Annotated in this window: 11 protein-coding genes; 6 read left to right on the top strand and 5 right to left on the bottom strand. The window is 69.0% G+C overall.

Annotated elements, in window-relative coordinates:
• Positions 1–34 precede the first annotated feature (34 nt).
• The 4 genes from HHX35_RS32145 (at position 35) to HHX35_RS32130 (ending at position 3,731) form a co-directional block, all read left to right on the top strand.
• Positions 35–1,201: a DUF2092 domain-containing protein gene (locus HHX35_RS32145; protein ID WP_182902424.1), complete on the top strand. Its 1,167-nt coding sequence runs from the start codon at positions 35–37 to the stop codon at positions 1,199–1,201.
• Entirely contained in the window at positions 1,198–2,253 is a 1,056-nt protein-coding gene (locus HHX35_RS32140; RefSeq protein WP_182902423.1) for an ABC transporter ATP-binding protein, read from the top strand. The genes HHX35_RS32145 and HHX35_RS32140 overlap by 4 nt, the downstream gene beginning before the upstream one ends.
• Entirely contained in the window at positions 2,240–3,193 is a 954-nt protein-coding gene (locus HHX35_RS32135; RefSeq protein WP_182902422.1) for an ABC transporter permease, read from the top strand. The genes HHX35_RS32140 and HHX35_RS32135 overlap by 14 nt, the downstream gene beginning before the upstream one ends.
• 64 nt (positions 3,194–3,257) lie before the next feature.
• The gene (locus HHX35_RS32130) at positions 3,258–3,731 is read left to right on the top strand and encodes a hypothetical protein (protein ID WP_182902421.1); all 474 of its coding nucleotides are present in this window, start codon (positions 3,258–3,260) and stop codon (positions 3,729–3,731) included.
• Here the strand turns inward: HHX35_RS32130 and HHX35_RS32125 are convergent.
• Genes HHX35_RS32125 through HHX35_RS32110 form a run of 4 tightly spaced genes read right to left on the bottom strand, consistent with a single transcriptional unit; the run spans position 3,658 to position 6,443 of the window.
• Positions 3,658–4,461 carry an ATP-binding cassette domain-containing protein gene (locus tag HHX35_RS32125; RefSeq protein ID WP_182902420.1) on the bottom strand — a complete coding sequence of 268 codons (804 nt, stop codon included), beginning with the start codon at positions 4,459–4,461 and terminating at the stop codon, positions 3,658–3,660. The genes HHX35_RS32130 and HHX35_RS32125 overlap by 74 nt on opposite strands.
• 3 nt (positions 4,462–4,464) lie before the next feature.
• Positions 4,465–5,253, bottom strand: coding sequence for an ABC transporter permease (locus tag HHX35_RS43950; protein WP_182902419.1), 789 nt, complete (start codon positions 5,251–5,253; stop codon positions 4,465–4,467).
• Between the two features lie 6 nt (positions 5,254–5,259).
• Positions 5,260–6,060: an ABC-2 family transporter protein gene (locus HHX35_RS32115; RefSeq protein WP_310739446.1), complete on the bottom strand. Its 801-nt coding sequence runs from the start codon at positions 6,058–6,060 to the stop codon at positions 5,260–5,262.
• The gene (locus HHX35_RS32110) at positions 6,057–6,443 is read right to left on the bottom strand and encodes a DUF3052 domain-containing protein (RefSeq protein WP_182902418.1); all 387 of its coding nucleotides are present in this window, start codon (positions 6,441–6,443) and stop codon (positions 6,057–6,059) included. Before HHX35_RS32110 ends, HHX35_RS32115 begins: the two co-directional genes overlap by 4 nt.
• Before the next feature lie 116 nt (positions 6,444–6,559).
• Here HHX35_RS32110 and HHX35_RS32105 point away from each other — a divergent pair, with 116 nt between their 5' ends.
• Positions 6,560–7,540, top strand: a complete 981-nt coding sequence (locus tag HHX35_RS32105) for an alpha/beta hydrolase (RefSeq protein ID WP_182902417.1) — start codon at positions 6,560–6,562, stop codon at positions 7,538–7,540.
• Positions 7,541–7,561: 21 nt separating this feature from the next.
• Here the strand turns inward: HHX35_RS32105 and HHX35_RS32100 are convergent, their stop codons facing one another.
• Entirely contained in the window at positions 7,562–8,545 is a 984-nt protein-coding gene (locus HHX35_RS32100; RefSeq protein ID WP_259405610.1) for a helix-turn-helix domain-containing protein, read from the bottom strand.
• Positions 8,546–9,174: 629 nt separating this feature from the next.
• On the opposite strand from HHX35_RS32100, the gene HHX35_RS32095 reads away from it, so the two are divergent.
• Positions 9,175–13,821, top strand: a complete 4,647-nt coding sequence (locus HHX35_RS32095; RefSeq protein ID WP_182902415.1) for a DNRLRE domain-containing protein — start codon at positions 9,175–9,177, stop codon at positions 13,819–13,821.
• Positions 13,822–13,841 lie beyond the last annotated feature (20 nt).

Here is a 13,841-nt window from a genome sequence, read left to right as displayed (position 1 = left end):
CGTCAGGTTTTCCGCCCATAGTGGGAGATGTGAAATGGCGAAGAGAGCCCGCGCCGTGAGGTGGGGAGTGCCGGTGGCGGCGGTGGCCGTGGTTGCGGCGGCCGTGGGGACGGGACCGGTGATCGCGGCGGTGCGCAGCGATCCGTCCCTGCCGGGCCGTACGGCGGAGCAGTTGCTGGCCGACGTCGCGCGCACCTGGCAGAGCGGCCGGATGCCGCCGATGTCCGGCACGATCGTCGAGACGGCGTCGCTCGGCCTGCCCGCGCTGCCGGGCCTGTCCGGGGCGCCGGCGTCCGGGGCCTCGGCGGCGTCGCTGCTGTCGGGGTCGCACCAGCTCAAGATCTGGTACGCGGGGGAGGACCGGTTCCGCCTCATGCTGCCGGGGGAGATGAGCGAGACCGACGTCGTCGCCGACGGCGACACCGTGTGGCTGTGGGACAGCGCCGCCAACAAGGCGACCCGTCTCACCGCTCCGGCGGCCTTCCGCGGCGGGCCCCACGGCGCCTTCCCGCTGAAGTCCGGAGCCGCGTCGCCGTACGCGTCGCCGTTCGCGACGCCGGAGCAGGCCGCGCGGCAGGCGCTGGAGGCGGCCGGGACCGACACCGCGATCAGCGTCGGCGACGTCGTCACGGTCGCGGGCCGCGCGGCCTACCAGATCGTGCTGACGCCCAAGTCGGCCGACTCGCTGATCAAGGACGTGCGGGTGGCGCTCGACGGCGAGAAGCTGATGCCGCTGCGCGTCCAGGTGTTCACCAAGGGGGCGGCCGAGCCGGCCTTCGAGGTCGGCTTCGAGTCGCTGTCGTTCACCGCTCCCGCGCCGGAGAACTTCTCCTTCACGCCGCCCGCCGGCGCGAAGGTCGAGCAGGGGACGGCGACGCCTCCGGCCGGCCACCGGCCGGAGGCGGCCGCCGAGGCGCACGACCGCGGCCGCGTCGTCGGCTCCGGCTGGGACAGCGTGCTCGTCACCTCCCTGCCCGACGTTCCCGCCCAGAAGCAGGACGGGAAGGGGCGTGACGGCATGGACGTGGCCGCGCTGCTCGACGGCCTGAAGGGGGCGGCCACCCCCGTCAGCGGAGAGTGGGGCAGCGGCCGGCTGCTGCGCACGAAGGTGGTGTCGATCCTGATCACCGACGACGGCCGCCTGCTCGCCGGCGCCGTGACCCCGGAGGCCCTCTACCGCGCAGCCGGTGTGAAGGAATGACCGAGCCCACGCACCGCGGACGAGCGGGGGTCGCGGTGGACGCGGTGACGGTGGGCACGCGCGCGGGGGCGCCACGGGAAGACACCGGGGCGCCCCCGCCCTCCCCCGAGGGCGCGGGCGCGCACGCCATCGTCACGTCCGGTCTCACCAAGCGCTTCCGCGGCGGCCAGGTGGCCGTCGACGCCGTCGACCTGGCCGTGCCGCGCGGATCGGTCTTCGGCTTCCTCGGCCCCAACGGCTCGGGCAAGACCACGACGATCCGCATGCTGCTCGGCCTGGTCGCCCCGACCTCGGGCACGTGGTCGCTGCTCGGGACGCCCATGCCCGCCGGACTGGCCCGGGCGCTGCCGCGCGTCGGCGCGGTGGTCGAGGGGCCGGCCTTCTATCCGTACCTGTCGGGCGAGGCCAACCTGCGCCGCCTCGACGCGGCGGACCCAGGAGCCGACGCGCGTACGGCGCGGGCCAGGATCGGCGCGGCGCTGGAGCGGGTCGGGCTGACGGCGGCGGCGGGCAAGCGCTACCGCAACTACTCGCTCGGCATGCGCCAGCGCCTGGCCATCGCCGCCGCGCTGCTGGTCCCGAGGGAACTGCTCGTGCTGGACGAGCCGACCAACGGCCTCGACCCCCAGGGCACCCGGGAGGTCCGCACGCTGATCAGGAGGATCGCCGAGGACGGCACGACCGTCTTCGTCTCCTCCCACCTGCTGAGCGAGGTCGAGCAGATGTGCACCCACGTGGGAGTCATGCGCACCGGCAGGCTCGTCGCCCAGGGCCCGATCGCCGCGCTGCGCGCCTCGGGCGAGGAGCCGCGCCTGCGGGTGGAGACGCCGGACGCCGGCGCGGCGGCGGCCGTGCTGGCCCGGGCCGGGCTCGGCGACGTGCGCGTCGCGGACGGCGAGGTCACGGCGGTCGCCGGCGCCCGGGCGCCGGAAGAGATCTGCGCGCTGCTCGTCGGCGAGGGCGTGGCCGTGCGCGGGTTCGGCGTGGAGCGCCCCACGCTCGAGGAAATCTTCGTCGGTTTGACGGGGGAGGGGTTCGATGTCGGTGCGTGAGAACGCGGCAGCCGTGTCCGAGGCCCGGCCGGGGGAGGAGGCCCCGCCGTCGCGGCGGGCGGAGGCGCGGACGGCGCCACGGGAGGAGCGGCCGTCCGCCCACGCCACCGGGCCCACCCCGAGCCGGCTGCGGCACCTGACGCGGCTGCTGGCCTCCGAGATCGGGCTGACGTTCCGCCGCCCGCGCAACCTCGCGATGCTCGGGGTGCTCGCGGTCGTGCCGGTGCTGGTCGGCGTCGCGGTGCGGGTCGCGTCGGGCGCCGACTCGGGCGGCTCGCTGCTCAGCCAGATCGCGGGCAACGGCCTGATGCTGACCTTCGCCGCGTTCGCCGTCATGATGCCGATCGTGCTGCCGCTGACCGTGGCGGTCGTGGCGGGCGACGCGATCGCCGGCGAGGCGGCCCAGGGCACGCTGCGCTACCTGCTCGTCGCTCCGGCGGGCCGGACCAGGCTGCTGCTGGTGAAGTACGCCAACGTCGTGGTCTTCTGCCTCGCGGCGTGCGCGCTGGTGGCGTTGTCGGCGCTGGTGGCCGGGCTGGTGCTGTTCCCCGTCGGGCCGGTGACGCTGTTGTCCGGCACGACGATCCCGGCGGCCGACGCCCTGCTGCGCGTCGGGGTGGTCGTCCTGTACACCGCCGCGGGGATGGCCGCGCTCGGCGCGGTGGCCCTCGCCGTCTCCACGCTGACCGAGGCGCCGATCGGGGCGGTGGCCACGAGCGTGGTGCTGGTGGTGGTCAGCCAGGTCCTGAGCGCGATCCCGCAGGTGGCGGCCGTCCGGCCGGTCCTGCTGACCTCGTGGTGGGGCGCGTTCGACGGGGCGCTGCGGGCGCCGGTGGCGTTCGACCAGATGGGGCAGGGGCTGCTCGCCTTCGCCGCGTACGTCCTGGTTTTCGGCTCCCTCGCCTGGTCGCGCTTCACGAGTAAGGACATCACGGCGTAAGTGCTGCCCTTTACCGTCCTTTGTCGCTAGTGTTGCCGCGGACCTCTCACCCAAGGCGGTGTTCATGCGGCACTTCTTCGGGCTGCTCCTGGGCGTTGTCGTCGCGGCGGCTCTTCTCCTCGGTGGTGGATGGGCATCCCAGGAGGCGGTCCGGGGAGCGGCGCAGAGCGTCGACCCGGCCAAGGACACGCGGATGCTGATCGCCCTCGGCGTGATGGCCGTCGTGGGCCTGCTGCTCGGGCTGGTGCTGGTCGGCCGGGTGTCCCCGCTGGCGACGTTCGTCCCGTCGATGGCGCTGCTGGCCTGGACCGTGGTCTACGTCCTCGACGTGTCGCGCGCCGCGAGCCTCGTGCCCACCGGGCCGTCCGTGCAGGCCGAGCTGCTGCAGGCCGGCCGGGGCATGCTCACGCTGCTGTCCACCGGCGTGTACGGCCTGCTCGGCGTCGCGCTGTTCCTCCCGGTGCTCATGCCGTCCCGCTGGGCCCGTCCGGAGCCGGACGAGGAGCAGGAGGAGTACGAGGAGTCGTTCGGCTTCTGAGATAGAGCCCGGCCACCACCTCCTCGATCGACGTCACGCCGGGCGCGGTCGCCCGCAGGTCGTCCAGGGTGCCGTCCAAGGCCAGCCGGCCGTGGTCGATCAGCAGCACGCGGCGGCACAGCCGTTCCACGTCGCCCAGATCGTGGCTGGTCAGCAGCACCGTCGTCCCGCGTTCGGCGTTCAGCCGCCGCAGGAAGTCGCGCACCTCCGCCTTGCTGACGACGTCGAGCCCGATCGTCGGCTCGTCCAGCACCAGCACGGCGGGGTCGTGCAGCAGGGCGGCGGTGATGTCGCCCCGCATCCGCTGGCCCAGGCTGAGCTGGCGCACCGGCGTGGCGAGGAAGCCGCTCAGGTCGAGCAGGTCGCACATCTCGTCGAGCCGCTCGCGGAACACCTTGCGATCTACTTTGTAAAGGAGCCGAACCAGTTCCAGGCTGTCCCGGAGCGGCAGGTCCCACCACAGTGTCGTCCGCTGGCCGAAGACGACGCCGATTCTGCGGGCGAGAGCCGTACGGCGGCGGGAGGGATCGAGGCCGGCCACCCTGATCCGGCCCGACGTGGGCGTGAGGATCCCGGTCAGCATCTTGATCGTGGTGGACTTGCCCGCGCCGTTCGGGCCGAGGCAGGCGACGAACTCCCCGGCCGCGACGCGGAAGGACAGGTCCCGTACGGCGTGCACGATCCGGCGGCGGACCGTGAAGGTCCTCCCGACCCCGTCTGCCTCGATCACTGGTCAGCTCCCCGTCGATCGGTAGCGGCGGATCCCCGCACGCCAGGCGAGCGCGGCGACGGCGGCCAGCGTGAGCGCGGCGGCGGGGGACAGCAGGCCCGTCCAGGACGGCAGCCCGAGCGGGTCGGGCCGGCCGAGCACGTACAGGCCCGGCTGCCAGTTGACGAACGCCAGGGGCAGCACGAAGGTCAGCCCCCGGACGACGCGGGTGTCGTAGACGCTCAGCGGATACTGCGTGAGCGTCGCCCCGCCGTAGGTGAAGGCGTTGGCCACCTCGGGGGCGGCGGTGAGCAGGAACTGCAGCGCGCCGCCGAGCGTGAAGAGCGCCGCGAAGATCACGATGCCCGAGACGACCATGACGGGCACCATCCAGACGCGGCCGAGGGGGACGTCCAGCCGCGTCAGGCCCACGGCCAGCACGGCTCCGGCCTGGATCGACCGGCCGATCCGGTGTGGCGTGAACCGGTCGGCCGCGACCTGCACGAAGGGCGACACCGGCCGGATCAGCATGACGTCGAGCGTGCCGGCCCCGATGTGCTGGCTGATCCTGTCGACGTTGCCGAACAGCATGTCGGCGAGCGCGAAGGCCAGTTGCGACGCGCCGTACAGGAACATGACCTCGGTCAGCCCGAAGCCGGCCAGCGCGTCGGTGTTGGCGAAGATCACCCAGATGACCGCGATGTCGAGGCCGCCGACCACCAGCCCGCCCGCCGTCATGAGCGCGAAGGACAACGGGTACTGCGCCGCCGCCCGCGTCCACGTCCAGGCGAGCAGCGCGTATGTCCTGATCATGGGCGCTCAACCACCTTGGATCACGACCTTCCGCCGGGCGGCGCCGGTCATGAGCGCGCCGAGGGCCAGCAGGACGGCGGCCCACAGGGCCTGGAAGGCGAGGGCGCGGGCGGGGTCGGCCGTGCCGAGGTAGACGTCGGCGGGCACCTGTGCCATCGCCGACCACGGCAGCGCCCGCGCCAGCTCGCCGAACCATCCGGGGAAGATCGCCAGGGGCAGCATGAGCCCGCTGAAGAACGTCGTGAGCACCATCGACAGCACTCCGAGGCCTCGGTCGTCCATCACCCAGCACGTGGCCAGCGCGACGATGTAGCGCCACCCGAAGCTCACGACCACGCCCAGGGCGACGCTCAGGAGGAACGCGGCCGGGGCGTGCGGGGCGACGATGCCGAACAGCAGCGCGCCCACGAGGGTCGGCGGGCCGCCGCGGACGACGAAGAGGTACGCCGCCCGGCCCAGGTCCTCCGACAGGCACCACATCTGGAGGGACGCCGGGCGGACCAGGTCGAGCGCGACGTCGCCGGTGCGGATCCGCTGCGGCAGGTCCAGGCCGCCGCCGAACAACTGCATCGGGCCGATGAACGCCTGCGTGAGGAACGTGAAGGTGACCGCGCCCGCCACGTCGTAGCCGCCGAGGCCGGGGCGGGCCTGCCACAGCGCGATCAGCACGTACGCGCGGAGCACCCCGAAGACGGTGTTGGTGAACGCCCCGGCCAGCGCGGCGGCCCAGTAGGTGGCGTGCCTGCGGAAGCCGTACCAGGCCAGCCGGGGATAGAGGGAGACGGCGGCGCCGTGGCCGAGGATCACCGGTCGGCGAGGCGGTAGACGAAGCGCAGCCCCGACCACACCTCGTCCACGGCGCAGACCTTGTTGTCCACCAGGCCCTCGCCGAGCCCGAAGGCGCGGACGACGTCGCCCGACAGGTCGGTGGCGACGCCGCTCGACTTCTTGGGCCAGCCCACCCACAGGCCGCCGTCCCGTGCCAGGCGCTCGCGCGCCTGCGGGAACCCGGATCGCAGGGCGGCCTCGTCGGGGCAGAACATCACGATCACGTCATACGGCTCGGGACTTCCGTCGTCCTTATCGTGGCCGTCGATCGGCAGATTTTGCGGAGCGTTTACCAGCAACACGCGGTGGCCGGGCTTGACACCGAGCTTCCGGGGCAGCGGAGCCCTCGAATATCCAATCATGGGTGGCTCATGTCCTGTGGCCGTTACCTTCTCGTAACACCGCTGTAAGGGGAGTGAAACATACCTACCGGTAGAACGGATGACCAAATGGGGAATGTCCCTTTTGGGAGGCTTGCATGGGGCATGAGCTGAATGTAGACATCCGTCCGGAATATCCGGTCAGTTGGCAGGCCGCCGCGATCAACGGGGTCCTGCGGGGCACCATGAAACCGATCTCCACCATCCTCGTGCGCAACACCGCGGGGATGGCCGTCGCCAGCCGCATCATCTGCCTCGGCGAGCGGGTCCCCGGCATCCTCCCCAAGCACGTGTCCATCGTTCCAGACGGGTTCGGCTCGTGCACGGGGGAATGGGTGCACGGCGGGACCGGCCTGGACGAGGGCAAGGTGGTGCTCTACTTCCACGGCGGGGCGTACTTCGTCTGCTCCCCGGCCACCCACCGGCCGATCACGTGGCGGCTTTCGGCCGTCACCGGCCGTCCGGTGTTCTCCCTCGACTACCGCCAGGGGCCGATCCACTCTCTCGCCGAGTCGCTGTCGGACGCGCTCCAGGCGTACGAGTGCCTGCTCGACCTCGGGTACGCCGCCCAGGACATCGTGCTGGCCGGGGACTCCGCCGGAGGTCATCTCACCCTCGCCACGCTGCTGTCCCTCCGCGACCGGAACATGCCCCTCCCCGCCGCCGGGATCTGCCTGTCCCCCTGGACCGACCTCAGCTCCAGCCGCCGCCGCGCCAACGTCTGGTCCGACCCCATGCTCCCCGCCGGCCGCGTCGACTGGCTCGCCCGCCGCTGGACCGACGGCCTCGACTGCTTCGACCCCCTCGTGTCCCCCGTGTACGGCGACTACACCGGCATCCCCCCGCTGATGATCGTCACCGGCTCCACCGAGGTCCTGCGCGACGAGGCCCGCCGGGTCGCCCTCAGCGCCCGCGAGAACGGCGTGCAGGTGACCTACGAGGAGTGGAACCGCATGCCGCACATCTTCCCCCTCCTCGCCGACGTCCTCCCCGAAGGCCGCCTGTTCTTCGAGCACGTCTCCCGCTTCCTCGACGCCGTCCACGCCCACCACCCCACCTCCGGCGCCGAGGCCGCCTGATCGCTCCGCCTGGCCCGGCGATCAGGATGCGGACATGGCGCGGTCGGCTGCCGACAGATTGCGGTGATCCCGGGGAGACATGCCGTAGGTGGCGCGGAAGTTGCGGCTGAAGGTTGCGGCATCGTTGAAGCCCCAGCGGGCGGCGATGGTCTGGATGGGACGGGACCGCTGACAGGGGTCGGCGAGGTCGCGGCGGCACTGCTCCAGGCGGCACCGGCGAATCCAGCCGGCTACGGTCATGCCCTGCTCCTGAAAAAGCTTGTACAGCTGGCGTAAGGAGATCTGGTGTGCTGTGGCAATAGTCTCTGCAGTGAGGTCCGGGTCACCGAGCCGTTGTCGGATGAACTGGTGGATCAGCGACAGCAGAGCCTGACGCCGCGACTCGGGAGACAGCATGCCGGTGGCTTCGAGCTGGTGAGCGCAGGCGGCCGCGATCAGGTCGAGTGTGACGGAGGCCAGGGTCTCCGCATTCTGCCGAGTGAGGCTTTCGGCGTTCTCGGACAGTTGTGTGAGATGCCCGGCGAGGACGCCGGTGATCCCGCCTTCGACAGGAAACGGCGCCGCGACGAGCTGCTCGGCCACTTTTGCCCGAAGGCCGAGCGCGGCCCGCGGGAACTGAATGATCAGCGACTCGACCGGAACATCATCGGCTCCTCGCCACCCTCGGTAAGGTCGGGAGGAGTCGATGAGGAGGAACTGTCCCGTCTGGAAGACGGCACTTCGCCCCGCCTGTGTTATGCCGCCGCTGCCGGTGAGAACCAAGTGCAGCTGGAAAACCTCCGGATCCGATTGTCGGATGAGCTTTGCGGGCCGGTCCGCCTGCAGCGTGTTGTGACTCATCGCAGACAACTGAAGCCCGCCGAGGTCGAATACTCGCGCTGACGCATAAAAGCTGGCCGGCTGCTGCGTGGCCAACCACGTGGCGACAAGCGTCTGCGACATCGTGTCGCGCCAGGAGGGGAACCGGTCTCGAACGGCCAGGCCCCTCGTGTGCCACTCAAGCATCTCCACGCGTTCCCCCGATGATCGTCCGTTGTTGGCGCGCTCGTTCGCTCCGCGGAGCACTGCTCAGCGATAGAGCTGACTGACATCCAGAGCAAACAGCATGGATCATGGCTTCTTAACCAATGCTAGTCAAGATCACAATTGTGACGGATATGTCGCGATATGTGACAGGAGAAATGGATGAATTTTTTGAATAGCGATATCTGTGGCGATGCAGGTGTCACTCGGGCCGCCTGTCCTTAGAGATCTCGCAATTTCGGCGGATCCTGATCGGCCTCTCCGTGGGTCTCATGCGGCGTTGGGTCGTCCACTGCGCTCGGGTGGGCGGCAGGCCTAATGGCCTTCCGACTCGCGAGGCATGGTTGGCCGGGACGGCTTCCGTGCAGAGAACGTCAGCAACTGTGCAGAGATGGTCAAGACATCCCCGCCGGTTCCGGACACGCTGACTACGCGTTCACCGGTCCACCGAGCGATGTGCCGCCGTCAGGAGAAAGGGGGCGGCCGGCAACACCGCGGTTCCCCTGCACTATCGACCCGCCCAGACGACGAGTCCCAGAAGGGGCCTGATGACCAAGCGGTTAGGCCAATCAACCTCGATCCGATTCCTTCCATCACGTGTCATCGCTGTGATGACCGCAGTCGTGGTGACCACCTCCCTGGTTTCCGCCCTCCCCGCTGGTGTCGCCTCCGCCGACCCGAATCCCAGTCCCCCGTCTCCTGCGTCCTCCGATCGTTCTGCCTCTGATCCGATCGCGGCCGTCCAGCAGGAGGCCAAGCGGCAGGGTAAGAGACTCGAAATCGAGAATCTGCGTACGGAAACGTCAACGACATATGCCAACCCAGATGGCAAAACGCTGCATATGGAGATGAACGGCGCCCCCGTCCGCGTCAAACGCAACGGAACCTGGCAGTCGATCGACACCAGGTTGGTCGTGGACAAGGGAACTGTCAGGCCACGCGCGACACGGTCGGATTTGGCCTTGTCCAACGGCGGCGACACCGCGCTTCTGACCGCCGGGCGGACGTCGGACAAGGCCGGTGCCAAGACGGGCGAGGCGAAAGTATCGGCGCTCACGGTATTGCCCAGACCCACGTTGTCGGGTAACCGGGCGGAGTACGCGTCCGCCTACGGCCCAGGTGCTGACTTGGTAGTGACGGCGACAGCGACGGGTTTTCGCCAGCAAATCGTGATACGGCAGCGCCCGGTCAAACCGCTGAAGTTCCGCATCCCGCTCGACCCGCCCGCGGGTTTCTCCCTCAGCACGACCACCGATGGTAAAACCGCCCTGTTCCGCGACACCGGAAAGGGCAAGGAAAAGGTCGCCGACATCTCCACCAGGCTGATGCTGGACGCGGTGGCCGCGAAGGGGGACAGCGGCCCCGATGCGGGCCGTGTCGGCAGGGCTACGACGGCGGTCGAGACCGCCTCCGGCGGGACGGCACTGGTGCTTGTCCCGGATGCCGGGTTCCTGGCGGACCCCGCGGTGACCTATCCGGTGACACTGGCCGCGACGGAGTCCGACTGGTGGGAACCGGAGGAAGACGCCACCGTTGACACCTTCGTGAACAACGCGGCCTACCCCACCAGCATCGACAACCAGTTCCTGGACAGGATCCTCGTCGGTAAATCCAATTCGGGCACGGTCCGCTGGCGCAGCTACCTCCGTTTCGAAGACATCCCCGCTGATTCTCCTCTGCGTGGCGCCAAGGTACAGAACGCCGATCTCGAATTGTGGAATCACCTGTCGAACGACTGCGGCACTTCCGTCGGATCGGGCATCACTGTTCGCCGGATCACGAGCGACTGGTCGCCCTACAGCATGACCTGGAACAATCAGCCGTCGGTGACCTCCACCGGGGCGTACACCGGATATGGGGCCTACAGCCCGGACTGTACGTCGAATCTGTGGGCGGCCAAGCAGTGGGACTTGATCTACCGGGTCAACGGCATCGTCCAGAAGTGGGCCGACGGCGAGCCGAATTATGGTGTCCAATTGACAGCCGGTAACGAGTCCGACTCCACCAACTGGCGCCGCTATCGCACCACTGAGTACGAGATGTGCTACGACGGTAAAGACTGCGAGGAGCGCCCTCACCAGCCCCTGCTCTTCGTTGATTTCGAGCCGGCCGAGAACCTCGCCGTCGTTCGGGAATACCCCGCCGACCAAGAACTGCCGGCGTCGTCGTACGCCGACGACAAGCAGTGGGCGGCGACCAACCTCTATGACGGCGAAAAGGCTCCCGGCCGTTCCATCACTCCGCAGCAAGCACTGGAAGAGGCCGCGGCGAACAACAGGTCGGTCGAAACCCGGCTGCTCAGCGCGTACTATCCCGACGACCTGACCGACGATGAAATCGCCGAGGCCGCCAAGGATTCGGAGCCGGAGCCTGCTCCGGGTGATCCGGTGCCCACTCCCAATCCGGACCCGACTCCCGTCGTTCCGAGCAAGGTCCTGAACGCGAACCCGAATTTCGAGACCGAGACCGCACCGTGGACGGCGGCGGACGGCCTGCTCGAACACTCGACCGAAAGGGCTCACGAGGCCACGGCCTCCGCCAAGCTCACGCCCTCCGGCGACGCGAGCACGGTCACGCTCCGCTCCGAGGCGGGCATCGGGGTCAATCCGAGCTACCTGCACGCCGTGTCCGGCTCGTTCTTCCCGGCGGGTGGGGATGCGACGATCCAGTACGGGGTCGACTTCTTCGACGCCTCGGGGACGCTTATCACGTCCAGCATGGGTGAGTACCCGTTGATGGCCGACACCTGGAGCCCCGTCCGGGCGGAGTACTCCCTGCCGCCCAATGCCGCCACAGCGCAGCTGCGGCTTTCGTTCCCGGCCGGCGCGGTCACCCTGTACGCCGACGAACTCGAGCTGCTCGGTCCGGAGCAGGAAACGTCACACACGATCAGTCTGCCCGTCGACAGCGACGCGTGGATCGACATCGACGGTGCCGTGGACACTACCGGCGACACCTTGTGGGCAGGTGCTTGGGACGACAGCATCGAGACCATCTTCGAACGGACCTACCTCAAATTCGACGCCAGCGCTATCGCAGGAAAGGCCGTGACCGACGCCCGGCTGGAGTTGCGGAACGCATACTCCTACGGCTGCGGCAACGCTCAATCGGGCATCGCCGCCCGGCAGCTGACCTCTGCCTGGACGACAGGCACGATCGACTGGTGGAACCAGCCCGCCAGCACCGACGCCAACCAATCGGTGGCACGAGACCCCGTCGCCTGCACGGATACTCCGCCCACGGACACCACGTGGACATGGCCGGTGACCGCCATCGCCCAAAGCTGGGCGACGGGAGCGCCCAACCATGGCCTGGTGCTCCGCGGCGTGGACGAGTCCACCACCGCACCGGTCTATGACCGCGGGTTCCACAGCTCGCGGAGCGACCAGGAGACTCTGCGTCCCGTCCTTACCGTGACCTATCGAGATGGCACGGTCTCTCCGACGCAGACCCCCACGCAGACGCCGACGGCCGGCCCCGACACCACTCCGCCGACCGTCATCACCACGTCCCCCGATGACGGCGCCGAGGACGTCGACGCGGACGCGCAGGTGACCGTACGCTTCAGCGAGCCGGTCACGAACGCGAGAATCACCCTTACCGATCTGCTGGCCGAGGTGGAGGTCAGGGGTAACACCGCCGCCAGCGCCGACGGCACGCAGGTCACCTTCACACCGGAGGAGCCGCTCTCGGGCGTCTACGAGGCTCGAGTGGAAGGGGCGAAGGACGCGGCAGGCAACACGCTCAGCCCGTACTCCTGGTATTTCGAGACCGCGTTCGCGCCGCAAGCCGCCGCTGACGATGTCAAGGTCCGGCAGCTGCGGGTTCGGGGTGCCGAGGTGGTGAACGACACGCTCGTCTCATCCACGGCGCGCCCCTATCTGCTGGCGAACGTGGAGGTCGGGCACGAGGACGTCGAAGTCGAGCTGGCTCACGGTGACAAGGTGATCTGGAAAGGCACCGCCGAGGGCCCGCGTAGAGGACGTGCTGCGAGCGTCCAGGTGCCGGCCGGCAAGCTGAAGGACGGTTGGACGGTTCGCTGGCGGGCCAGGGGCAAGGCGGGCGACAGCGTCGGCGCCTGGTCGGCGTGGAACGACTTCCGGGTCGACGTGCCGCAGGCCACGACGACTCTGGCCCCGGCCTCGGACATGACGCCTGACGAGGTCAAGCGCGTGGTTCCGTCGGGCAAGGACGAGGCGAACGAGGTCAGCTTCACCGAGTGCACCGCCGACAGCCGGGCCAGGACCGAGCGGGGCTACATGAAGAACCGGTTCGCCTTCTGCCGTATAACCAAGTGGCGCGCCACCTGGTGGAAGGGGCAGACCAAGGTCGCCGAGGTCAACGGCCGGATCCTGATTAGGATCCAACCCAAGCAGCGGGCGCGCGAGTTCGAGGTGTCCAAGCACGTCTGGATCGACCAGAACGACACCGTCACGCTCAATTACCCGCTCGCGTTCGGTCACACCTTGATCGACCCGAACGACTCCACGAACAACACCGCCTGCGTGACGCTGCCAGGGGGTGGGGGAATGACGGGATTCCACACCGTCGCCGAGTGGAAGGCCGCCAACTCGCAAGAATGGCAGATCAGCGGCCGGTACACCTCCACCGCCATGGAGGGAGCGGACAAGCTCGGCTCCTGTACGTACACGTCTCAGACGTCGACCAGATGGCCCGACGGCACCCACCCCAAGAGTGCGAACTCCTACTGGTCGGACACGGTACGTTGCGACAGCGCGAGCTATGTGCGGTTCTCGGTGAAGGAACCCGGTGGCTGTGTCGTCATGTCCGAGATCCCGGCCATGGTCATGACACGCGGGGACGAGAACGCGAAGGGCACGAAGTTCCCGGACATGTACGATCACGTCAAGAAGGCGCTCACGCCAGGGTCGATCACCTATCCTCTGCCGGGGGGGCCGACGTTCCCTGATATCAGAAGCGCGAAGAACATCCCGGGCAACGGTCCGAGAAACGCGCTCATGCGCGTCCCGTACGCGCCGATGAACGACGCCAACCGAGCGTTCGCGAAGCGTACCTGCGATATCGAGTTCAAGGGCTGGGAGCATGCGGGAAAGGACTGTGACGAGTTCCCCTTCGCGGCCACGAAGGAGGGTGCCGCCTACGCTGATCCCAAGCACAACTACTCGGTATGGTACGTCCCGAGCAAACAGAACACAGATCACGGTTTGGTGGTCAAATTCTGGTTCAAGAACAACCGGATCCTCACCAGCGACATCTTCTGGGTCGACGCCCAGTGACGTGAGCCGCTGACCAGGCG

This window comes from Microbispora sp. H10830, assembly GCF_014161375.1.
Taxonomy (GTDB): domain Bacteria; phylum Actinomycetota; class Actinomycetes; order Streptosporangiales; family Streptosporangiaceae; genus Microbispora; species Microbispora catharanthi.
Note: the sequence above shows the minus strand (reverse complement) of the source record. Positions and strands in the feature narration are given on the sequence as shown.

Coding starts and splice junctions, on each gene's coding strand:
- HHX35_RS32095 (WP_182902415.1), top strand. CDS start 9,175: ATGACCGCAGTCGTGGTGACCACCTCCCTGGTTTCCGCCCTCCCCGCT.
- HHX35_RS32140 (WP_182902423.1), top strand. CDS start 1,198: ATGACCGAGCCCACGCACCGCGGACGAGCGGGGGTCGCGGTGGACGCG.
- HHX35_RS43950 (WP_182902419.1), bottom strand. CDS start 5,253: ATGATCAGGACATACGCGCTGCTCGCCTGGACGTGGACGCGGGCGGCG.
- HHX35_RS32110 (WP_182902418.1), bottom strand. CDS start 6,443: ATGATTGGATATTCGAGGGCTCCGCTGCCCCGGAAGCTCGGTGTCAAG.
- HHX35_RS32100 (WP_259405610.1), bottom strand. CDS start 8,545: ATGCTTGAGTGGCACACGAGGGGCCTGGCCGTTCGAGACCGGTTCCCC.
- HHX35_RS32105 (WP_182902417.1), top strand. CDS start 6,560: ATGGGGCATGAGCTGAATGTAGACATCCGTCCGGAATATCCGGTCAGT.
- HHX35_RS32145 (WP_182902424.1), top strand. CDS start 35: ATGGCGAAGAGAGCCCGCGCCGTGAGGTGGGGAGTGCCGGTGGCGGCG.
- HHX35_RS32135 (WP_182902422.1), top strand. CDS start 2,240: ATGTCGGTGCGTGAGAACGCGGCAGCCGTGTCCGAGGCCCGGCCGGGG.
- HHX35_RS32130 (WP_182902421.1), top strand. CDS start 3,258: ATGCGGCACTTCTTCGGGCTGCTCCTGGGCGTTGTCGTCGCGGCGGCT.